The organism is Leucobacter sp. gxy201 (genome assembly GCF_051043335.1).
GTDB lineage: Bacteria > Actinomycetota > Actinomycetes > Actinomycetales > Microbacteriaceae > Leucobacter.
In genome coordinates this window covers 347134-368405 of record NZ_JAMXWS010000002.1, presented here as the reverse complement: position 1 = coordinate 368405, position 21272 = coordinate 347134, and the positions used below count along the sequence as shown (strand labels likewise).

Sequence of the window (21272 nt, the reverse complement as noted above, 5' to 3'; positions counted from 1 at the left end):
GGGCTTCATAGCCTGGGGCCAACCTCGAACGCAAGAGGTCGGTGCAAGGCATACCGAAGTTCTGAGCTGACTCTGCGAGGGTGATCCGTCGCATTTCTGCGACCTCGGTTCACCGACCGAGGGCAGGAACTGGAAGGAGATCTCGATGGCGAGTATGACGGAACGGGCGGCGGACCAGGGCGCGCCGCCCCGGATCGACACGACCGGCGGCCACCATGCGGTGCGCGACCGCGAGTGGCGGTTCCTCGTGAACGGCGAACTGCGAGGTGCGGTGAACGGCGCCACGTTCGAGCGCATCAGCCCGTTCACCCGAGACGCGATCGCGACCGTGCCGAGCGGCGACGCCGGCGACGCCGACGTGCTCGCCGAGGCGGCCTGGGCCGCGAAGAAGGGCTGGGCCAAGACCCCGATGCCCGAGCGCATCGCGGCTGTCACACGCGCAGCCGACATCATCGAGGAGCACCGCGATGAGCTCGCCTTCCTCGACGCGATCGACGCTGGCTCGACGCTCGCCAACGCCAACATGGACATCGGCCTCGCCCTCGCGCACATGCGACTCTTCGCGGGCATTGCGATGGAGCTCAAGGGCACGACGATCCCCGCCAGCCGCGGGCTGCACCTCACCGTGCGCGAACCTGTCGGCGTCGTGGTGCGCATCGTTCCCTTCAACCATCCCTTCATGTTCGCGGCGAAGGTGTTCACCGCGATCCTCGCGGGCTGCCCCGTCATTCTGAAGTCGCCTGAAGTCGCCCCGTTGTCGGCGCTGCGCCTCGGCGAGCTCATGCGCGACGTATTCCCCGCCGGCGTGCTCCAGGTATCGACCGCTCGCGGTCGCGCCCTCGCGGACTCGCTCGTACGCCACAAGCGAGTCGCGAAGATCGCCTTCATCGGCTCGGAGTCGACGGGAGCGGCGATCTCCCGGGCCGCCGCCGAAACCGGCTTCAAGCGCGTATCGCTCGAGCTCGGCGGTAAGAACGCGATGATCGTGTTCGATGACGCCGACCTCGATAAGGCCGCGCAGGGCGCCATCGCCGGCATGAACTTCACCTGGTCGGGCCAGTCGTGCGGCTCGAACTCGCGCTTGCTCGTGCAGCGGGGAATTCACGACCGTCTCGTCGAGCGCATCGCGCAGAATCTTGAGGGCCACCGCCTCGGCGACCCCCTCGACCCCGAGGCGCAGCAGGGCACCGTCATCCACGAACGCCACTATGACACCGTCATGGGCTACATCGACCAGGCGCGCGCCGAAGGGGGCACCATCGTCACCGGCGGCGAGAAGCCCGCCGACCCCGCCCTCGGCGACGGACTCTTCGTGCCCCCGACCGTGATTACCGGGCTGCCGCTCGACGGCAGGGTCGTCACCGAGGAGATCTTCGGCCCCGTACTGTCGGTGATCCCTTTCGATACCGAAGAGGAAGCCCTCGAGATCGCCAACGCCCTCGATTACGGCCTCACCGCGAGCGTCTGGACCAGCGATATCGGTCGTGCCCTGCGGGTCGTGCACGACGTCGAAGCCGGCTTCACCTGGATCAACGACTCCTCCAAGCACTTCCTCAACGTGCCGTACGGCGGCGTGAAATCGTCGGGCATGGGGCGCGAAGAAAGCATGGAAGAACTGCTCAGCTACACCGAACTCAAGACCATCAACATCACATACTGACGCGACCGCCGTCAAGGGCGCAGTGCAGGCATCAGTAGCAGCGCGGACCGGGTCGAAGCAGACCGGCTGCGCGGAACAAGGAGAGGACCAGAAATGGGATACACAGGACTGGACGAGAAGGTCATCGTCGTGACCGGCGCGGCCCAGGGCATCGGAGCCGCCTACGTGCGGCGCCTCGTCGCGGAAGGGGCGACCGTGATCGCGGCCGACCTCAACCTCGACGGGGTCGAGAAGCTCGCCGCTTCGCTCGGCGAACGAGTTGTACCCGTGGCGATCGACGTCTCATCCGTCGACTCGTGCCGGGCGCTCGCCGACCGGCTCGCTGCCGACTACGGCCGCTGCGACGGACTCATCAACAACGCCGCGATCTTCTCGACCATTCGCATGGCCCCCTTCTGGGAGATCACGGAGCGCGAGTGGGATCTGCTCATGAACGTGAACCTCAAGGGCGTCTGGCAGCTCAGCACCGCGCTCTTCGAACTCTTCAAGGCCTCGGGCAAGGCCAGCATCGTGAACATCGGCTCCGATTCGGTGCCGATGGGGCGCACCAACTACCTGCACTACACCGCGAGCAAGGCCGCTGTCACCGGCATGACCTACGGGATGTCGAAAGAGCTCGGCGGCTTCGGCATCCGCGTGAACACCCTCTCGCCCGGACCCGTCTACACCGAGGTCGCTCGCGATACGGTGACCGAGGAACAGACGAAGGCGATGCTCGCGAACACGGCGCTCGGCCGGAAGGCCGGCCCCGACGATATGACCGCGGTCGCGGCCTTCCTGCTGTCGGACGACAGCGGGTATGTGACCGGGCAGACCATCAGCGTCAACGGAGGGCTCTACCACCGATGAATACTTCAGTTCAGACTCCGACCACGGAGCAGATCGACGAGATCCGCCTGCTCGTCTCTCAGTCGTCGCGGATCATCGGCGCAGCCGGACTCGACGACTTCATCTGGGGCCACGCTTCCGCGCGCGACCCGCAGGGCCGCGGTGCCTGGATCAAGCGCTCCGGCATCGGGCTCTCGGAGATCTCCCCCGAAGACGTGCATCTCGTCTCCCCTGAGGGCGATGTGCTCGACGGCGAGGGCGTGGCGCATCTCGAGTACCCGATCCACACCGAGATCTACAAGGCCCGCCCGGATGTCGGCGGCGTGGTGCACATCCACCCGCCGCACGCCGTCGCGCTCGCCGCCTCGGGATCCGAACTGTTGCCGGTGAGTCACCAGGCTACGCACTTCGCGCCGGGATCGCCGCCGGTCTACGCCGATACCTCCGACCTGATCCGCACCATGGGCCTCGGGGCCGATGTCGCGAAGCAGCTCGGCGATCGCAACGCGGTCTTCCTCATGAATCACGGGATCGCTGCCGTCGGGCCCGATCTGCGGAGCGCGACGATCACGGCGCTGCTGCTCGAAGAGGCGTGCGAGCAGCAGCTGCGCACCGCGGGCTACGGTGAGATCAGCACTTGGACCGATGAGGCCGAGGCAGTCGAGAAGCGCGACCGCATTTATTCGCCCGGAGCGATGGCGAACGTATGGTCGTACCTGCTGAGGAAACTGGAAGGCCCAGCTGCAGCCCGATAGAACGGCCGGTTGAGGTCTCCGTACGAGAGCCTCTTTCCGCCAGCCAGAAACACTTAGGACGACCGTTTCCGGTCTTCCTATGCTCAAACTCACAGATCCGCTGAGCAGCGGATCGAAACATCCCCAAAGGAGTGGAAGATGTCTTTTGTCATCGGTATCGACACGGGCGGTACGTTCACCGACGCGTTCGTGGCGGACGACCAGCAGCGGTTGGCGGCCGCGAAGTCTCCGTCGACGCCGCCGAACTTCGCGACCGGCTTTCTGAACGCGATCGATGAACTCGCTATCGAACTCGGCCTCTCGACGCATGAGCTGCTCTCGGAGACCGACTACATCGTGCATGGCACGACCTCGACGCTCAACGCGATCGTCACGGGCGAGGTGGCGAACGTCGGCTTCCTCGCCACAGAGGGCCACGCCGACTCGATCAGGATCATGAACCTCGAAGGCCGTTACGCGGGCCTCGGAAGCGACCAGATCCAGAGCATGGCCCGCACTGCGAAGCCCGCCGGCCTCGTGCCGCGCGATCGCGTGATCGAGATCAGCGAGCGCTTCGACTACAAGGGAGCCGAGATCGTGCCGCTCGACGAGCAGCAGGTACGCGATGCCGTGCGCAGCCTGCTCGCCGACGGAGTCGAGGCGATCGCCGTCTCGTACCTGTGGTCGTTCCAGAACGATGCGCATGAAGTCCGCACCCGCGAGATCATCCAAGAAGAGGCGCCCGAACTCTACGTCGCGATCTCGAGCGAGATCAGCCCGCGCATTCGCGAGTACTCGCGCAGCGTGACCACGATCATGAACACGCAGGTCGGTCCGAAGCTCGGCGCCTATCTCCGCCCGCTCGAGGAAGAGCTGCGCGAGCGCGGCCTGAACGGCAAGCTGCTCGTCATGCAGGGTTCCGGTGGCTGCATCACTTCTGAAATCGCCCCGAAGTACGCGGTGAGTACCATCGGTTCGGTGCTCACCGGCGGTGTGATCGGGTGCACCCGTCTGGCAGATGCACGCGGCGATAGCAACGTGATATCCACCGACATGGGCGGCACCACCTTCCTGGTTGGACTCGTGATCGATGGCAAGCCCGTTGCCGCGACTTCGACCACTCTCAATCAGTTCACGGTGAGCACTCCCATGGTCGACGTGCATACGATCGGCGCGGGCGGTGGAGCGATCGCCTGGATCGACGCCGGAGGCAACCTCAAGGTCGGGCCGCGCAGCGCCGGCGCCCACCCCGGCCCCGCTTGCTACGTCGACGGTGGTGAAGAACCGACAGTAACCGATGCGGATCTGATTCTCGGCATCATCAACCCGGACAACTTCCTCGGTGGCAAGAAGCAGCTGTCGGTCGAGCGTGCGCGGGCGATCATGAAGCGCACCATTGCAGACCCGCTCGGCATGACGGTCGATGAGGCCGCCGCCGCGATCTATGCGATCCAGAATGCGCAGACCGCGGACCTCGTGCGCAAGGTCGTCGTCGACTCGGGCAACGACCCGCGTGACTTCGTGCTCTACGCTTTCGGCGGAGCGGGGCCGATGCACTGCGCCAGCTACTCGGCCGAGCTCGGTGTGAAAGAGGTCGTCGTGCCGATCGGGTCGACTTCCGCGGTGTTCTCCGCGTACGGTCTCGCTGCCAGTGACATCGTGCTCACGGCCGAGCGCTCGCAGCCGGCTGCGATGCCGGTCGATCCCGCCGAGATGACCGCGATCTGCCGCGAGCTCGAACTGGAGCTCGAAACCGGCCTCGCCGAGCAGGGCCTCGAATTCGACTCGATCGAGTTCGAACGCGAAGTAGACATGAAGTACACGATGCAGATGGGGGAGGTTTCGACATCGATCCCCGGCGGCGTGCTCGATGAGCGGGCCGTGGTGGGTGTGGGCGACGCATTCGAAGCTCGCTACGAGCAGCTCTACGGCGAGGGATCCGGGTTCCCAGATGCCGGCCTGCAGGTGCTCACCTACCGAGTGCGAGCTATCGGCAAGCTCAAGATCCGCCCTCAGCTGCCCGAGTACGCCGTGCACGCGGGTGCTCCCGAAGTGAGCGGTCGGCGCGAGGTCTTCCTCGACCCGCGTCGGGGCAAGGAGGATGCCGCGATCTACGACTACCGCGCGCTCGGCGCCGGCCAGGCGATCGCCGGTCCCGCCGTCATCGAGGCTCCGACGACCACCGTCGCGCTGCCGCTCGGGACGATCGCGAAGGTTGACCGTTTTGGAAACTTGGCCATCCGCTTCGCGGAGGCAGAAACGAAGGAGAAGAACTGATGGCACTCATCCCAGTCGCCGGTTCGGAACGGTTCGCCCAGAACGGGCAGCCGGTGGATACCGAGCAGGATTTCGGCGGCCTGACGCTGCACACGGTCGATGACGACCAGATCGCCGGCGTCGACCCGCTCACCTACGAAGTCGTGCGCCACCGCCTCGTCGCCATCACCAACGAGATGGGCGACACGATCAAGCGCATGTCGGGATCAGTGGTCGTCACCGACTGCAACGACTTCGGGGCAGGCATCATGGACGAAGGCGGCGAGACGATCCAAGTGGGTCTCTACAACACCCAGCTCGGGTCGTCGCTCGATATGGCCGCGCGGTGGACGCTCGAGAATCGTTTCGAGGAGCCCGGCATTCACGAGGGCGACCAGTTCCTCTGCAACGACCCGTGGGTCGGAGGCGGCCTGCACCAGAACGACGTGACGGTGCTCGCCCCGGTCTTCCATGACGGCGAGCTGTTCTGCTGGACCGGCGCGGTCGCGCACCAGGTCGACCTCGGAGGGGTCTCTCCGGGCAGCTGGTCGGTCGAAGGGCGCGACGTCTTCTGGGAGTCGCTGCCGATCCCGCCGGTACCCGTGGTGGAGAAGGGACGCCTCCGCGTCGACATCGAGGACATGTACCTGCGGCGCTCGCGTGTGCCCAAGCTCATTGGCCTCGACCTGCGTGCGAAGATCGGTGCGAACAATGTTGCGAAGGAGCGCATTCTCGAGATCGTAGAGAAGTACGGTCCCGACACGGTGAAGGCCGTGATGAAGCGCATGATGAACGATGCTGAGGGACGCTTGCGCGAGAAGCTGCGCTCGCTTCCTGACGGCGAATGGTCGGCAGTCGCGCATCAGGACGGTGGCAGGGCGGGGGACCGGGAGATCCACCGCATCGTGCTCAACATGCGCAAGGTAGATGACCGCTTGATCTTCGATTTCACCGGCACCGATGAGCAGGTCGAGGGCATCATCAACTGCACCTTCGCGGGGCTGCGCGGCGGGATCCTGCCTATCGTGCTGACGATGCTCTGCCCCGATATCCCTTGGGCGCCGGGCGGTATCTACCGCTGCCTCGAGATCATCAGCGAGCCGGGCACCATTAACAACTGCACCTTCCCTGCCGGGATCGGCAAGGCCTCGGTGAGCTCTGCGTGGGCTACTCAGAACGCCGCCTCCGAGACCATCGCAAGCATGCTGCACACCGACCCAGTCCTCGCCGGATCGGCGATGAGCGTGTGCTGCGGCACCTGGGACCTGGCGCTTCTCGCAGGCGTCGACCAGCGCGGGGGCGGCTTCGTGACGATGCTGTGCGATTCGATGGCAGGAGGGCTCGGCGCGAAGGTTGACGGCGACGGCGTCGACACCGGTGGAGTCAACTGCATTCCGATGGGGCGCGTCGCCGATGTAGAGATCAACGAGTTCAGCTTCCCGATGCTCTACCTGTGGCGTCGGGAGGAAGTCGATTCGGGCGGCCCCGGCGAGTTCCGCGGCGGAGTAGGTGCATCGAGCTGTTTCGTTCCTCATGATTCGCCGATCGGAGGTGTGCACCTCGTCGTCTCCGCGACGGGCAAAGCGGTACCGCAGGCTTCCGGACTTTCCGGCGGTTATCCGGCAGCGACTCAGTGGGATGTGCTCATGCGCGGTACCGATGTGCGCGAGCAGTTCGCACAGGGTCGGATTCCGCAGAGTTTCGAAGCGATCGGCGGTGCGAACGAGCTGATGCCGGTGCACCATGAGACCGATATGAGTGACACCGACGTGTACTTCACGCATTGGCAAGGCGGCGGCGGTGTCGGCGACCCGCTGCGCCGATCCCCTGAACGGGTTGCCGCCGATGTCTCCGACGGGTCGGTGTCCAGGCTCGCCGCAGCGACCGTCTACGGCATCGTACTCGACGATGCCGGGCATGCGGACCTCGACGCCTCGGAAGCGCGGCGTAAGCAGCTCCGTCGTGAACGAGCCGGGCTCGCGAGTTGAAAGGAAAGACCATGCAGATCGATATGAATCTCGAGCTCGGCGAAGACCGAGTGGTGCGTTGCAAGCACTGCGCAGCAACTGTCGGCACCGCCGCCGACGCGTTCGCGAACGCCGTGCGACGCGAGCAGGACTCCAGAGCAGCAGGGCCCGGCGTGCATGCCGACCCCGCAAACTTCTCTGATCGCGAGGTCGTGCTTCGGCAGCGCTTCTGCCCGGAATGCTTGACGCTGCTCTCGACTGAGATCGTGCCGAAGGGCGAAGAGGAAGTGCGCGGCTGGCGGATGTAGACGCATATCCGAAGACTGACCGAGCGCGCTGTCCCGATCCGATTCGGGGCAGCGCGCTTCGTCGTGTCATCGGGAGAGCCGTGGATGAGAGGCCGTTTTGAATTAATGTAATATCTGGTACGTTAATTAAAACTCCGAACCCGGAACCACGACGACAAGGAAGTCCCGTGAACGAACGCCCACCAGAACCGTCCGCGACACCGCGGCCCGTTTCGCCGCTCGCGAGGGTCGGCCGCGCGATCGGCGCCATCGAGATGACCTTCGGCATCGTCACGCTGACGGCCATCCTCATCCTCATCTTCCTGCAGGCACTGCAGCGCTACCTGCCGATGGAGCAGCTCGCATGGACCGGTGAGATCTCGAGGTTCTCGCTCACCTGGTTGACCTTCGCGGCCGCCGGTCTGCTCGTCACTTCGCGCGGGCACATCTCCCTCGAGATCCTCGACTCGCTGAAGTCGCCCCTGGCCGTCCGCATCGTGCACGTCATCTCGTACCTTGCCCTCGCGGCGATCGGCGCAGGCCTCGCCTACGCCGCATGGATACTGGCCGATTCTCAGGGCATCGTGAAGTCGCCCGTGCTGAAGGTTCCGATGTCCTACGTGTACATCCCCGTGCTGCTGGGCCTCGTCAGTATGACCGTGCGCTCGCTCATCATGGCGTTCGACGTCCTGAAGAACGGGCCCGCGCTCAATGAGATCGAAGACGACGAAGTGGAGGTCGTGGCATGACGCTCACGCTTCTCGCGCTCGGCATCGCCGTGCTGCTCGTATTCCGCGTTCCTGTCGCGTTCGCGTTCCTCGGGCCATCGCTCGTCTACATGCTGCTGATGGGGCAGAGCGCCGGCCAGGCACTCCGGCTCGTGACGAACGCGAGCAGCAGCTTCCCGCTCCTCGCGGTCCCCCTCTTCATTCTGCTCGGCTCCCTCGCCAACCATGCAGGGATCGCCGACAGCCTCTTCCGCTTCGCGATGGCGGCGCTCGCACGCGTCCGCGGCAACCTCGGCTACGTCGCCATCGGCACGAGCGTCGGGTTCTCGTGGATGAGCGGCTCGGCCGTCGCCGACGCCGCCGCGCTCGGCAAGGTGCAGATCCCGGCCATGATCCGCGCCGGCTACGGACGCCGCTTCGCCACGGGCGTTTCCGCCTCGTCGTCGCTGATCGCACCGGTCATGCCGCCGAGCATCCCGGCGGTCATCTACGCCGGTCTCGCCGCCGTTTCGACGGGCGCGCTGTTCGCAGCCTCGGTGATCCCTGCGCTCGCCATGGCCCTCGGACTGTGCATCGTGGTCTGGATCCTCGTGAAGCGCAACCCCGCGATCAAGGCCGGTCGCGTCGACCGGGCCGAAGTCATCGCCTCGTTCAAGCAGGTCATCCTGCCGCTCATCGCTCCATTCATCATCCTCGGCGGCATACTCGGCGGGTTCTTCACTCCCACCGAGGCGGCAGCGGTCGGCGTGGTCTACATCCTGCTCGTCGCGCTCGTGCAGCGATCCCTGCCCTGGAAGGGACTGCTGCAGGCGCTCAAGGAGACCGTGCTCACGACCGGTGCCATCATGATCATCGTCGCTTCGGCGTCGCTGCTCGGATACATTCTGGCGCGCGAACGTCTCCCGCAGATCCTCACCGAGGCCATGCTGTCCGTCAGCGACAACCCCTCGGTGTTCCTGCTCATGTGCATGGTCATCTGCCTCATCCTCGGCACCGTCATCGACGCCACCGCGATCCTGGTGCTCATCGTGCCGATCCTGCTGCCGATTGCCGAGCGCTACGACGTCGACCCCATCGTGCTCGGTGTGGTGCTGATCATCTCGCTGATGATCGGACTGCTCACACCGCCGGTCGGCACCGTGCTGTTCGTCACGGCCGCGGTATCGAAGACCCGCATCGGCGAGGTCTTCCGCGGATGCCTGCCTTTCATCGTCCCGTCGCTGGTGGTCGCACTCCTGTGCATGCTCCTGCCGGCCGCGGTGATGTGGCTCCCGAACGTTCTGGGGCTGTAATCCATGGAACACGAAACGAACACTCAAGGGGGCGGGAAGTTCCCGCTGCCCGCTCGACGGAGAGGAAAGAACATGCAGAAACGACAGGGACTTCGCTGGGGATGGGTCGGTGTCGCCGCGGTTTCGGCGCTCGCACTCGCGGCGTGCTCGGGCGGCGGCAGCGACGCGGCTGCCGATGGCGACACGATCAAGCTCACCCTCGCTCACAGCTACACGGAAGATCAGCCGCAGCATGCTTGCGGCGCCCAGGTCATCGCCGATGAGGTCGCGGCCGCAGATGTCGGGCTCGAGATCGAGATCTTCCCCTCGAGCCAGCTCGGCGGTGACGCCGACCGCATCGCGTCCGTCGTGTCAGGCGACATCGACATCGACCTGCAGGGCGCCTCGGCGCTCGGCGCGGTCTACGAGCCGATCAGCGTGCTCGACGCCGCCTACGTCTTCGACGGCCCCGAGCACCTCGCGGCCTTCATGGACGGCGACGCATCGGCAGAGGTCAAGGAGGCCTTCGAAGCGGAAACCGGCGTGCATGCGCTCGGCGCGTGGTCGGTAGGCTCGCGCCAGTTCACGGCGAACACCCCCATTCGCACCCCTGAAGATCTCGAAGGCCTGCGCATCCGCTTCCCGGGCTCGCCGCAGTTCCTCATGAACGCCAAGGCGCTCGGCGCGACCGCGACCGAGGTCGCCTACGAAGAGCTCTTCCTGGCGCTGCAGCAGGGCACCGTCGACGGGCAGGAGAACCCGATCACCAACATCGAGGCGCAGGGCCTCGCCGAGGTGCAGGACTACCTGAGCCTCTCGAGCCACCAGCTCAACACGAACCTCATCATCATGAGCTCGAAGTGGAACGACCTGAACGACGAGCAGCAGGGCGCCCTGACCGACGCCGTGCAGACGGCGGTCGGCGAGGTCACGCAGTGCGTGGCCGACAACGAGCAGGCGACCCTCGACGAGTGGCGCACGGGCGGCGAGTGGGAGGTCGTCGAAGACGTCGATATCGATGCCTTCCGCGAGCGCGCCCTCGACTACCTGTCGAAGGAGCTGAGCGGCGACTCGCTCGCCGTCTTCGAAGCGATCCGTTCGAGCGCTTCCTGATCGAGCCGCGGCGATGACGATCACACCCCTGCGCGCGCTGCCGACGTACACGGGCGACATTCCGGGCGATGAGGTCGGGGTGACGCTCGTGCACGAGCACATCTTCGTCGGGGACGCCGAGCTCGACCGCAACTTTCCGCATCCCGAGTGGGATGAGGAACGCGCGGTCGAGTCGGCCGTCGCCGACCTGGTCGCGCTGCATGCGCGCGGCGTGCGCACGGTCGTGGATCTCACCGTCATGGGTCTCGGGCGCAACGCCGGGCTCGTCGCTCGAGTAGCCGAGCGCAGCCCGGTACGGCTCGTCGCAGCGACCGGTTGGTACGCTGCCGAGACGCTGCCGCCCTACTTCCGCATCAACGGACCCGGCCGGCTCATCGACGGCGACGATCCGCTCATCGAGATGTTCCTCACGGACATCACGACAGGGATCGCTGGCACCGGAGTGCGCGCCGGTGCGCTCAAGATCGCCTCCGACGAGGCCGGAATCACCGTCGATGCGGCGCGGGTGTTCCGTGCGGCAGCGACTGCCCAGGCCGAGACCGGCGTGCCGCTCATGACGCATTCGCATTCCCCGAGCCGCGGCGGCCTGGCCCAGCAGGAGATGCTCGCCGGGCTCGGCGTGCCGCTCGACCGGGTGGCGATCGGGCACGCCGGCGATTCGGCCGATCTCGACTATTTACGGGAGATGGCCGACCGGGGTTCGTACCTCGGCTTCGATCGGTTCGGCATGGAGCATGCCGCGCCCGACGAGCAGCGCATCCGCACGCTGCTCGAGCTCTGCGAGCTCGGCTACGAGGATCGCATCCTCGTCTCGCACGACGCCGCAAGCTTCAGCCGGGTGACTCCGCCGTCTTGGCGGCGGGAGCACGCGCCGGCCTGGCGCATGGACCATTTCTTCACCGGGATGCTCCCCGAACTGCGGAGACGGGGCGCCGACGATGCTCTGATCGAACGGCTTCTGGTCGACAATCCCCGGAGGCTGTTGCTCGGTTCGTGAGTTCGTCCTCGGAAGTGCGAATGGAATTGGGCGGAACGGCGAGGAAATGGGTAAGGTGCGGAACATGACGGATGCGCAGACGAAGACTCGGGTCGCTCGCCCGAAGAAGGAGCGCTCCCAGCGCGCCGAGGGGGAGCGCATCCGCGATGCCGAGCGCACCCGGGCCGAGCTGCTCGCGGTTGCAACCGAGGTGTTCGCCGAGGAGGGCTACACCGGCGCTCGCGTCGACGACATCGCCGACCGCACGAGTACCACGAAGCGGATGATCTACTACTACTTCGGCGGTAAGGAGCAGCTCTACCTCGCCGTGCTCGAAGAAGCGTACCGCGGCATCCGTGCGGCCGAGCGCACCCTCGATGTCTCGGGGCTCGACCCGATCGAGGCCGTGCGCCGCATCGCCGAGGTGACGTTCGACCACCACGTCGAGCACGAGGCCTTCATCCGCCTCGTCGCGATCGAGAACACCCACCGCGGTCGGTTCATCAGACAGATCGAGTCGCTGCGCGAGCTCGGCCGGCCGGCCGTCGACCTGCTCGACGGCATCCTCGCACGCGGGCGCGGGGCCGGTGAGTTCCGCAGCGACATCGACGCATTCGACGTGCACCTCATGATCAGCTCGTACTGCGTCTTCCAGATCGCGAATCAGCACACCTTCGGTTATCTCTTCGAGCATCCCCTGTCGGAGCCGGCGACGCGTCGGCGCCTGCGCGGGATGCTCGGCGACATCGTCGTCTCCTGGCTCACGGATACCGCTGCGCAGGCTTGAATCCGGTGCCCGGGATCGCGTGTTCCGATGCCGGGCACCGGGCCCTATCGCAGGGTGCCCGTCTCGACCCCGTGGGCGAGCATGCGGCGCAGCATCGACCGCAGTTCGTCGCGTTCCGAAGCGGCGAGGGTCTCGGTGAGCAAGGCGTCGACGCGTTCGACCCCCGGGTTGATCTCGTCGAGCGTCGACGCGCCGCGCTCAGTGATCGTGAGCACCTTGCGGCGGCGATCCTCGGTGCTCTGCGCGCGGGCGAGTAGACCGCGCCGCACCATGCGATCGACCAGATCGGCGATCGTCGACCGGTCGAGGTCGAGCTCGTCGCACAGTTCGGCCTGGCTGAGACCGGGACGTTGCCGGATGACCAGCAGGGCGGCGAACTGCACGCTTGAGACCTCGCTCGACACCTCGCGGTTCCAGAGCGCCTGGTGCAGTTGCTGCGCCCGACGCAGCAGGTGACCCGTGTGGTAGAGCGGGCCGGCATCTGCGCCGGTCACTGCAGGAACGCCTCGAAGTACGCGGTGAGCGTCGCCGTTCCGGTGAGCGGCAGCACCTGCGCGACGTACTGGTCGGGGCGTACGAGCACGGCGCAGCCCTGCTCGCGGTCGATGCCGCGCAGCTCGAAGATGTCGCGTACGGCGTCGAGGTTGTTCTCGCGGCTGATCGCGCTGAACGCCTTCTCGTGGTCGATGAGGCCGTAGCGGCCGCTCGTCGGCCGCAGCAGGGCCGGCAGCTCGCGCACGTCGATCTCGTGGTGCGGGCGCTGCAGCACACCGCGCACGTCGATGACCGAGTCGATATCGGCGCCCGCAGGGGTGTGCGCGACGATCGGCGATGCGGGGTCGTTCTCGAGCCAGTCGCAGAGCGACGCGAAGCGCTCCTCCGCCGCATCGGCGAAGAGGTAGAGGCGCCAGCGGCCATCGGCGCGATGCACATGGCCGAGCTCGCCGCGATAGGCATCGGCGACGCGGGTGACGGGGGCCGAGTGGAAGCGGCGGCCCACCTCGTAACCGGTCGCGAGCGACTGGTGCGCGGTCGTGCCGGTGAGCGAGATCTTCGCGCTCGCGTCTTCCGTGTACTGCACGCCGAAGCCGGCGGTGTACTGACCGGCCCTGACGAAGTACTCCTGCAGCTCGGCCGGGTCGACGCCGCCGCGCTCGGGGTGCTCCGGGTCGCGCGGGCCCGCGGCCATCATCGCCGACCATTCGCGATCGAAATCGATGAGATGCTGGGCGACCGGCTGGCGCTCTTCCGAGTAGGTCTCGAGCAGTTCGGGCTTCGCCTGCCCGCGCAGCACCGCGGCGAGCTTCCACCCGAGGTTCAGCGTGTCCTGCATCGACACGTTCATGCCCTGGCCGGCCTTGGCGCTGTGCGTGTGGCAGGCGTCGCCAGCGATGAAGACGCGCGGCTCGGCATCGGCGGCCTCGGGGCGGCCCGCGACGTCGTCGAAGCCGTCGGTGACCCGCTGCGCCACTTCGTAGATCGACCACCACACCGTCTCCTTGACGTCGAGGGTGTAGGGGTGCAGCACCTGGTTCGCGGTGCGCTGCAGATCCTCGGCGCTGCGGGTGCGTACTTCGGCGCGCGTGCTCTCGTCGATCTCGCCGAGGTCGACGTAGAGGCGCACCAGATTGCCGCCCTCGCGCGGAATGAGCAGGATGCTGCCGTGGTCGGCCGATTGGATCGCGGCCTTCTTGCGGATGTCGGGGAAGTCGGTGTTCACCAGCACGTCCATCACGCCCCAGGCGTGCCCGGCGGCATCGCCGTGCAGACTGCGGCCGATGGCCTTGCGCACGTTGCTGCGCGCGCCCTCGGTGCCGACGAGGTACTTGGCGCGCACGGTGCGCTCGTCACCGCTCGCCGTATCGCGCAGAGTCGCGGTCACGGGGTGCTCCGCGGAGCGGTCGACCTCGAGGGTGACGAGCTCGAGACCGTAGTCGGGTTCGAGGCGCGTGGTCGAACGCGCCATGAAGTCGAGCAGGTAATCGTTGATGCGCGCCTGATTGACGATGACGTGCGGGAACTCGCTGAGGTTGTCCGCCACGTCCTGGATGCGGCCGGTGCGGGCGATGTCGCCGCGGTCGCCCTCCGCCGGGCGCCAGAAGACCGTCTCGTTGACCCAGTACGCCTCCTCGAGCAGCTTCTGCGCGAGGCCGAACGCCTCGAAGGTCTCGACCGTGCGGCAGGCGATGCCGTCGGCCTGCCCGAGCAGCAGGCGGCCGTCGCGACGCTCGACGATGCGGGTCGTGATGTCGGGGAACTGCGAGAGATAGGCCGAGAGCATGAGGCCCGCGGGGCCGCTGCCCGCGATGAGCACGTCGACCTCGTCGATGCGGCCAGCGGTGCTCAGTGGCGCGCGTGGGCCGGTCTGCACGGGGTGCGGGTGGATCGTCGGCTCACCGGGATAAAAACCGTCGCGGTAGTGCTGCTGCATGATGAGGCTCCTTCGGCTCGGCTGTCATGAGCAGTATATGATCAGTACCCCAACTAATTCAACGACGAATTTCCACCGCGCCTCTCGACCGTGCGCGACTACCGCTTCCCGTGTTCCCGCTGCGCCGCGAGGCGAACCGGCGCGCTCGCGGCGCCGTATCCGTCGTAGCCGCCCCGCCGCTCCACGATCTCGATGAAGATCTCGCCGATGACCGGGGTGTAGAAGTGCACGAAGGCGCCGTCGGCGCCCTGGTCGTAGAGCAGGTCGAGTTCGCGCAGTTCGTCGAGCAGTGCGGGAGCGAGGCCGAAGCGGGCCTCGAGATCGTCGTAGTAGTTGTCGGGCATGTTGAGGAACACCAGCCCGGCCGCGCGCGCTCGGCGGGCGACGCCGATCGCGTCGTCGACGCGCACCGCGATGTGGCGGGGGAGGAGCGGCGCCGTGGGCGGGGCGAGGTTCATCGCGAGCCGTACCGCGCCGTCGGCGGTGCGCATGACCTGGCTGCGCACGAGGCCGAGGGGCCCGGGCACATCGGCGGGCGGCTCCGCGTCGAGGGCGAGGGTGCTCGTGTTGAAGAGCACCGCCTCGTCGAACTCCTGCCAGGGGTAGGCGACGTTGATGTGGTCGATGATGCCCTCGAGGTCGTGCGCGTCGGCGTCCTGGCCGCCCTCGAACTCCGAGAGCCACGACTCCGCCGCCGTGCGCGAGTTCCAGAAGATCTCGGTGCCGTCGGGGGCGGCGACCGCAGGCAGTTCGGCATCGCCCGAGCGAGTGCGCCGGAAGACGGGCGGAGCGCCGATCGAGACGGCCCGCCGCGCCGCGGATGCCGCATCGTCGACCTCGAAGCCGATGCCGGCGAGGTGCGCGTCTCGGGCCCGGGGCTTCTCGGTCAGGATCAGGTTCGCCCGCCCGGCGCGCCACAGATGCACGGCCTTGGTGCGGTGGCCGCCGCTGAAGACGAAGCCGAGCTGCTCGAGCGTCTGCTCGACGCCGGAGAGGTCTTCGCCCGCGATCTCGACGAAGTCGATCGCCCGCGGCGGCTGCGGCGGGTCGATCTGCAGCTCGGTCCAGCCGTGCCGCGCCGCGGTGCGGTCGTAGAGCCAGCGCAGCGAGCGGATCGCGTGCGCCGCGGTGCGAGCGGTGTCGGTCTGGCGGAAGGTGTCGTTGAAGACCTCGAGCGAGAGCGGCCCGCGGTAGCCGGCGAGCATGACGTGCGAGAGGAACCGGATGAGGTCGAAGTCGCCCTCGCCGGGGAAGAGGCGGTGGTGGCGGCTCCACGACAGCACGTCCATGTCCATCGACGGGGCGTCGGCGAGCTGCAGGAAGAAGAGCTTATCGGCGGCGATCTCCTCGATCTCGGCCGGGTCGTGCCCGCGCGAGAGCACGTGGAAGCTGTCGAGGCAGATGCCGAGGTTCGGGCGGTCGGCCTTCTCGACGATGCGCCAGGCGTCGCGGTAGTCGTTGACGTACTTGCCCCAGGCGAGGGCCTCGTATGCGATGGAGATGCCGTATTCGGCGGCGACGTCGGCGAGGGCTGCGAGCTGCTCGGCGGCGACCTCGGGGTCGGCGATCGTGGCGGTGGCGACGTTGCTGCACAGCAGCACCATCTCTGCGCCGAGCCGCTGCATGACCTCGAACTTCGCGCGGGCCCGCCGCAGGTTGTCGGCGAGCAGCTCGGAGGTCACGCCCTCGAAGTCGCGGAACGGCTGGAAGAGATCGATCGTGAGCCCCAGGCGCGCGCACAGTGCACGGATCTCTTCGGGCGACTCGGCGGCGGCGACGAGGTCGGAGTCCATGATCTCGACGCCGTCGAAGCCTGCAGCGGCGCAGGCATGGAGCTTCTCGGCGAGACCGCCTGACAGGCAGACAGTGGCGATGGAGGTGCGCATGCCCATAATGTACCAACCGGATAGTTAATTTACTAGGCTTGACAAGAACGCCGGAGACCCGGGAGCATTAACTCACTGGTTAGTACATAATGTACTGCCGAGTATCTATCGGAGAGCACTCCGGTCGATACTGCACCGCGAACGAAGGAGTGGCCGTGCCCCCCAAGAATGTGATCCTCATGGGCCTCGTCGGCACGGGCACCACTCCGTCGCTCACGCCCCCGATGCACATGCGCGAGGGGCGGGAGCAGGGCATCGCCCTCGTCTACCGGCCGATCGACCTCACCGCGCTCGATCTCGAGCCGGAGCGCCTCCCCGAGATCCTCGATTGGGCCGAGCGCCTCGGCTTCGACGCCCTCAACATCACCCACCCCTGCAAGCGCGACGTCATTCCGCTGCTCGGCCGGCTCGACCCCGTCGCCGAGGGGCTGGGCGCCGTCAATACCGTGCTCCTCACGCCCGAGGGGCGCATCGGCTACAACACCGACACTACGGGCTTCGAGCGCGCTTTCCGCGAGGCCCTCCCGGGCGCCGCCACCGGAAGCGTCGTGCAGCTCGGCGCTGGCGGGGCGGGCTCCGCCGTCTCCGATGCGCTGCTGCGCCTCGGCGCCGCAGACCTCGTCATCGTCGACCTCGACGCCGAGCGGGCCGGCGCGCTCGCCGCCGAGCTCGAGGTCCGCCACGGCCGCCCGGTGCGCGCCGCCGGGCCCGAATGGCTTCCCGAGCTGCTCGAGACCGGCGACGGCGTCGTCAACTGCACGCCCATCGGTATGGACCACCACCCCGGCACGCCGCTCGATCCCTCGCTGCTGCGCCCCCGCCACTGGGTCGCCGACATCGTCTACCGGCCGCTCGAGACCGAGCTGCTGCGCACCGCCCGCGAGGTCGGCTGCCGCACGATGCACGGCGGGCACATGGCCGTCGGCCAGGCGGTCGACACCTTCCGGCTCGTCACCGGCCGCGAGGCCGATCCGGCCCGCATGCACGCGCACTTCCGCAGCCTCATCGAAGCCGAGGACGCCGCGGAGGCTGCGGAGACCGCGGCGAAGTAGGCCGAGAGCGGCATCGCAGACGCAGCACCGACATCGGCTTCGACTCGTAGCGGCTGCAATCGCGGGCCCGCACCCGCGCTGCGGCGACGATGGGTCGCATATTGTGGGGATCCCTGTCCCGGAACCCCGATATGCGACCCATTGTTCCGCCCCGAGCGTATTCTCGTGTCAACGGATACGCGAGGGGGCGGCATGGCCGAGCAGGTCTTCGGGCGCGAGGGCGCCGAGTTCGGGCGCGGGCTCGGCTTCTTCGACGCCATCTACGGGTTCGCGATCACGCTACTCATCGCGAATATCGACCTGCCGCCGGCGGCCGAGTGGACCGACCTGGCGACGCTGCTCTCGGGCGGGCTCGGGTCGCAACTGCTCGGCTTCGTGATCAGCTTCATCGTGATCGCCATCTTCTGGCGCGCGAACACCTCGGTTCTCGCGAAGTTCCGCGCCTTCGACAGCGCGGTGATCGCATCGAATCTCGTCACCGCCGGGCTCATCGTGTTCATCGCGTTCACGACGCAGGGCATCAGCGACCCCGAGATCTCTGAGTACCCGCTGCCCACCGCGATCTACGCGGTGAACGTGGCGCTCGCGATCGCCTCGCAGGGCGTCACCGTCGAGATCGGGCGGGCCCGCGGCCTGCTCGAGGAGCGCCTCGCCCCGCGGGCGGTGCGGGCGGCGCGCTTCGACCTCGTCGCGCAGATCGCGGTGTTCGCGGCGTCGATCCCCGTCGCCTATCTCGCCGGCCCGAACTGGGCGCAGCTGTGCTGGGCGCTGCTCGTGCCCGTCGGCTTCGCGACGGGCCGTATGAGCGAGCGCGCCGCGGCCCGGCAGGCGTGATGCGCGCGAGCGGCGCCGGGTTCCGCGGTATCGGGGTGCGACGGGCGAACTCACAGCTAGCGCGAGGGGCGATCCCTGGCGAAAATTCGCGCACTCGCATAAACTTGAGTCATTATCACTCAAGTTTGTGATTCGGGTGCGTTGAGCGGCCCGATCGCAGGCGTCTGCTGAACGAAAGGACCCCCGCATGCAGGCGAATTGGCAGCCCGCCCAGGGCGAAGGCGGCGAGCAGAGCGCGCTCGAGCAGTTCGGCGTCAACCTCACCGAGGTCGCGCGTTCCGGCGGGCTCGACCCCGTCATCGGCCGCGATTCCGAGATCCGCCGTGTGAGCCAGGTGCTCACCCGCCGCACGAAGAACAACCCGGTGCTCATCGGCGAACCCGGCGTCGGCAAGACCGCCGTCGTCGAAGGCCTCGCCCAGCGCATCGTCGCGGGAGACGTCGCCGAGTCCCTGAAGGACAAGGAGCTCATCTCGCTCGACATCTCGGCGCTCATCGCGGGCGCGAAGTACCGCGGCGAGTTCGAGGAGCGCATGAAGGCCGTGCTGCAGGAGATCAAGGACTCCGACGGCAAGTTCATCACCTTCATCGACGAACTGCACACGCTCATGGGCGCGGGCGGCGGCGAATCGTCGGTCGCGGCATCTCAGATGCTGAAGCCCATGCTCGCGCGCGGCGAACTGCGCCTCATCGGCGCGACCACCCTCGACGAGTACCGCGAATACATCGAGAAGGACGCGGCGCTCGAACGGCGCTTCCAACAGGTGTACGTGGGGGAGCCCACGGTCGAAGACACCGTGGCCATTCTGCGCGGGCTGAAGGAGCGCTACGAGGCCCACCACAAGGTCACCATCGCCGACTCGGCGCTCGTCGCCGCGGCTGCGCTCTCGAACCGCTACATCACGGCGCGGCAGCTCCCCGACAAGGCGATCGACCTGATCGACGAGGCGGCGTCGCGCCTGCGCATGGAGATCGACTCGGCCCCCATCGAGATCGACGAGCGCCGCCGCGCCGTCGACCGCATGAAGCTCGAGGAGATGGCGCTCAAGAAGGAGAAGGACGAGGCCTCGAAGGATCGCCTCGCGAAGCTGCGCGACGACCTCGCGGCGCGCCAGCGCGAGCTCGACGTGCTCGAGGAGCGGTGGGAGCGCGAGCGCGCCTCGCTGAACCGCGTCGGCGAACTGCGCGAGAAGCTCGACCAGCTGCGCATGCAGGCCGAGGTGGCCCAGCGCGACGGCAACCTCGAGAAAGCGTCGAAACTGCTCTACGGCGAGATCCCCGTCATCCAGAAGCAGCTCATCGAGGCCGAGCACGCCGAAGAGGCAGGCGCCGCGGCGGGCGACGGCGAGCCGCGCATGGTGAACGACCAGGTGACCGATGAGGATATCGCGGGCGTGGTCGCGGCGTGGACCGGCATCCCGGTCGGCCGCCTCATGCAGGGCGAGACCGAGAAGCTGCTCGCGCTCGAGAGCGAGCTCGGCAAGCGGCTCATCGGCCAGAACGACGCCGTGCGTGCGGTCGCCGACGCGGTGCGCCGCACGCGGGCGGGCATCGCCGACCCCAACCGGCCGACCGGCTCCTTCCTCTTCCTCGGCCCCACCGGCGTCGGCAAGACCGAGCTCGCGAAGGCCCTCGCCGAGTTCCTCTTCGACGACGAGCACGCCATGGTGCGCATCGACATGTCGGAGTACGGCGAGAAGCACTCGGTGTCGCGCCTCGTCGGCGCCCCTCCCGGGTACGTCGGCTACGAGCAGGGCGGTCAGCTCACCGAGGCCGTCAGGCGCCGGCCGTACTCGGTCGTGCTGCTCGACGAGGTCGAGAAGGCGCACCCCGAGGTGTTCGACGTGCTGTTGCAGGTGCTCGACGACGGCAGGCTCACCGACGGTCAGGGCCGCACGGTCGACTTCCGCAACGTCATCCTGATCCTCACCTCGAACCTCGGGTCGCAGTACCTCATCGATCCCGAGATGTCGTGGCCCGACAAGGAGGGCGCCGTGCGCGAGACCGTGCGGCGAGCCTTCAAGCCCGAGTTCGTGAACCGCCTCGACGAGATGGTCATCTTCCATCCGCTGTCGGTCGACGACCTCGCGCAGATCGTCGAGCTGTCGATCGACCGCCTCCAGACGCGCCTGTCCGAGCGGCGCCTCACTCTCGCCGTGACGCCGGGCGCGCGCAGGTGGCTGGCCGAGCGCGGCTACGACCCCATCTACGGCGCCCGCCCGCTGCGCCGCCTCATGCAGCGCGAGATCGACGACCGGCTGGCCCGGGCGATCCTCGGCGGCGAGGTGCGCGACGGCGACACGGTGCGGGTCGATGTCGCTTCCGACGGCAGCGCGCTGATGCTCGAGAGCCAGGGATCGGCGCCCGCCACGGGCGGCACCGGGTTCGGTGGCGGCTCCGGTGGATCGGGCGACGGCGACGACGGCGTGATCGAGGCCGAGCTGCTCGACTGACGCCGCGCGA

General features: G+C 67.5%; 17 protein-coding genes. 14 read left to right on the top strand and 3 right to left on the bottom strand.

Translation table 11 applies throughout. From position 1 onward, the window contains the following. Positions 1–145 precede the first annotated feature (145 nt). From NHL51_RS04545 to NHL51_RS04495, 11 genes are all read left to right on the top strand, one after another. A complete protein-coding gene (locus NHL51_RS04545) occupies positions 146–1660 on the top strand; it encodes an aldehyde dehydrogenase family protein (protein ID WP_434141995.1) in 1515 nt (504 codons plus the stop codon). A gap of 93 nt (positions 1661–1753) precedes the next feature. Beyond that, entirely contained in the window at positions 1754–2509 is a 756-nt protein-coding gene (locus NHL51_RS04540; RefSeq protein WP_434141993.1) for an SDR family NAD(P)-dependent oxidoreductase, read from the top strand. Next, entirely contained in the window at positions 2506–3243 is a 738-nt protein-coding gene (locus NHL51_RS04535) for a class II aldolase/adducin family protein (protein WP_434141990.1), read from the top strand. The genes NHL51_RS04540 and NHL51_RS04535 overlap by 4 nt, the downstream gene beginning before the upstream one ends. Positions 3244–3381: 138 nt before the next feature. Beyond that, positions 3382–5499, top strand: coding sequence for a hydantoinase/oxoprolinase family protein (locus tag NHL51_RS04530; protein ID WP_434141989.1), 2118 nt, complete (start codon positions 3382–3384; stop codon positions 5497–5499). After that, positions 5499–7466: a hydantoinase B/oxoprolinase family protein gene (locus NHL51_RS04525; RefSeq protein ID WP_434141987.1), complete on the top strand. Its 1968-nt coding sequence runs from the start codon at positions 5499–5501 to the stop codon at positions 7464–7466. Before NHL51_RS04530 ends, NHL51_RS04525 begins: the two co-directional genes overlap by 1 nt. Positions 7467–7477: 11 nt before the next feature. After that, positions 7478–7753, top strand: a complete 276-nt coding sequence (locus tag NHL51_RS04520; protein ID WP_434141985.1) for a hypothetical protein — start codon at positions 7478–7480, stop codon at positions 7751–7753. A 167-nt stretch (positions 7754–7920) separates the two neighbouring features. Beyond that, positions 7921–8481, top strand: coding sequence for a TRAP transporter small permease (locus NHL51_RS04515; protein ID WP_434141983.1), 561 nt, complete (start codon positions 7921–7923; stop codon positions 8479–8481). After that, complete coding sequence (locus NHL51_RS04510; RefSeq protein ID WP_434141981.1) at positions 8478–9752, top strand: TRAP transporter large permease; 1275 nt, start codon at positions 8478–8480, stop codon at positions 9750–9752. The genes NHL51_RS04515 and NHL51_RS04510 overlap by 4 nt, the downstream gene beginning before the upstream one ends. A gap of 72 nt (positions 9753–9824) precedes the next feature. Then, a complete protein-coding gene (locus tag NHL51_RS04505) occupies positions 9825–10844 on the top strand; it encodes a DctP family TRAP transporter solute-binding subunit (RefSeq protein WP_434141980.1) in 1020 nt (339 codons plus the stop codon). A gap of 13 nt (positions 10845–10857) precedes the next feature. Further along, positions 10858–11841: a phosphotriesterase family protein gene (locus tag NHL51_RS04500; RefSeq protein WP_434141979.1), complete on the top strand. Its 984-nt coding sequence runs from the start codon at positions 10858–10860 to the stop codon at positions 11839–11841. Positions 11842–11905: 64 nt separating this feature from the next. Next, positions 11906–12607 carry a TetR/AcrR family transcriptional regulator gene (locus NHL51_RS04495; protein WP_434141977.1) on the top strand — a complete coding sequence of 234 codons (702 nt, stop codon included), beginning with the start codon at positions 11906–11908 and terminating at the stop codon, positions 12605–12607. Between the two features lie 44 nt (positions 12608–12651). Here the strand turns inward: NHL51_RS04495 and NHL51_RS04490 are convergent, their stop codons facing one another. The 3 genes from NHL51_RS04490 to NHL51_RS04480 all read right to left on the bottom strand — a co-directional run bounded on the left by NHL51_RS04490 (position 12652) and on the right by NHL51_RS04480 (position 16924). Then, positions 12652–13101 (bottom strand): MarR family winged helix-turn-helix transcriptional regulator, encoded by a 450-nt coding sequence (locus NHL51_RS04490; protein ID WP_434141976.1) that lies wholly within the window; start codon positions 13099–13101, stop codon positions 12652–12654. Then, entirely contained in the window at positions 13098–15038 is a 1941-nt protein-coding gene (locus NHL51_RS04485; protein ID WP_434141975.1) for an FAD-dependent monooxygenase, read from the bottom strand. The genes NHL51_RS04490 and NHL51_RS04485 overlap by 4 nt, the downstream gene beginning before the upstream one ends. Before the next feature lie 98 nt (positions 15039–15136). Beyond that, positions 15137–16924, bottom strand: a complete 1788-nt coding sequence (locus tag NHL51_RS04480; protein WP_434141974.1) for a TIM barrel protein — start codon at positions 16922–16924, stop codon at positions 15137–15139. Between the two features lie 179 nt (positions 16925–17103). Here NHL51_RS04480 and NHL51_RS04475 point away from each other — a divergent pair, with 179 nt between their 5' ends. From NHL51_RS04475 to NHL51_RS04465, 3 genes are all read left to right on the top strand, one after another. Further along, positions 17104–17976 carry a shikimate dehydrogenase gene (locus NHL51_RS04475; protein ID WP_434142202.1) on the top strand — a complete coding sequence of 291 codons (873 nt, stop codon included), beginning with the start codon at positions 17104–17106 and terminating at the stop codon, positions 17974–17976. Positions 17977–18168: 192 nt separating this feature from the next. Then, positions 18169–18810, top strand: coding sequence for a TMEM175 family protein (locus NHL51_RS04470; RefSeq protein WP_434141973.1), 642 nt, complete (start codon positions 18169–18171; stop codon positions 18808–18810). A 187-nt stretch (positions 18811–18997) separates the two neighbouring features. Continuing rightward, positions 18998–21262, top strand: coding sequence for an ATP-dependent Clp protease ATP-binding subunit (locus tag NHL51_RS04465; RefSeq protein WP_434141972.1), 2265 nt, complete (start codon positions 18998–19000; stop codon positions 21260–21262). Positions 21263–21272: the final 10 nt, after the last annotated feature.

What these genes read in the sequence shown, in the direction of transcription:
- NHL51_RS04505 (WP_434141980.1), top strand. Translation starts at nt 9,825, where the DNA reads ATGCAGAAACGACAGGGACTTCGCTGGGGATGGGTCGGTGTCGCCGCG.
- NHL51_RS04520 (WP_434141985.1), top strand. Translation starts at nt 7,478, where the DNA reads ATGCAGATCGATATGAATCTCGAGCTCGGCGAAGACCGAGTGGTGCGT.
- NHL51_RS04535 (WP_434141990.1), top strand. Translation starts at nt 2,506, where the DNA reads ATGAATACTTCAGTTCAGACTCCGACCACGGAGCAGATCGACGAGATC.
- NHL51_RS04510 (WP_434141981.1), top strand. Translation starts at nt 8,478, where the DNA reads ATGACGCTCACGCTTCTCGCGCTCGGCATCGCCGTGCTGCTCGTATTC.
- NHL51_RS04545 (WP_434141995.1), top strand. Translation starts at nt 146, where the DNA reads ATGGCGAGTATGACGGAACGGGCGGCGGACCAGGGCGCGCCGCCCCGG.
- NHL51_RS04530 (WP_434141989.1), top strand. Translation starts at nt 3,382, where the DNA reads ATGTCTTTTGTCATCGGTATCGACACGGGCGGTACGTTCACCGACGCG.
- NHL51_RS04525 (WP_434141987.1), top strand. Translation starts at nt 5,499, where the DNA reads ATGGCACTCATCCCAGTCGCCGGTTCGGAACGGTTCGCCCAGAACGGG.
- NHL51_RS04485 (WP_434141975.1), bottom strand. Translation starts at nt 15,038, where the DNA reads ATGCAGCAGCACTACCGCGACGGTTTTTATCCCGGTGAGCCGACGATC.
- NHL51_RS04470 (WP_434141973.1), top strand. Translation starts at nt 18,169, where the DNA reads ATGGCCGAGCAGGTCTTCGGGCGCGAGGGCGCCGAGTTCGGGCGCGGG.
- NHL51_RS04540 (WP_434141993.1), top strand. Translation starts at nt 1,754, where the DNA reads ATGGGATACACAGGACTGGACGAGAAGGTCATCGTCGTGACCGGCGCG.
- NHL51_RS04465 (WP_434141972.1), top strand. Translation starts at nt 18,998, where the DNA reads ATGCAGGCGAATTGGCAGCCCGCCCAGGGCGAAGGCGGCGAGCAGAGC.
- NHL51_RS04480 (WP_434141974.1), bottom strand. Translation starts at nt 16,924, where the DNA reads ATGCGCACCTCCATCGCCACTGTCTGCCTGTCAGGCGGTCTCGCCGAG.
- NHL51_RS04500 (WP_434141979.1), top strand. Translation starts at nt 10,858, where the DNA reads ATGACGATCACACCCCTGCGCGCGCTGCCGACGTACACGGGCGACATT.
- NHL51_RS04475 (WP_434142202.1), top strand. Translation starts at nt 17,104, where the DNA reads ATGGGCCTCGTCGGCACGGGCACCACTCCGTCGCTCACGCCCCCGATG.
- NHL51_RS04495 (WP_434141977.1), top strand. Translation starts at nt 11,906, where the DNA reads ATGACGGATGCGCAGACGAAGACTCGGGTCGCTCGCCCGAAGAAGGAG.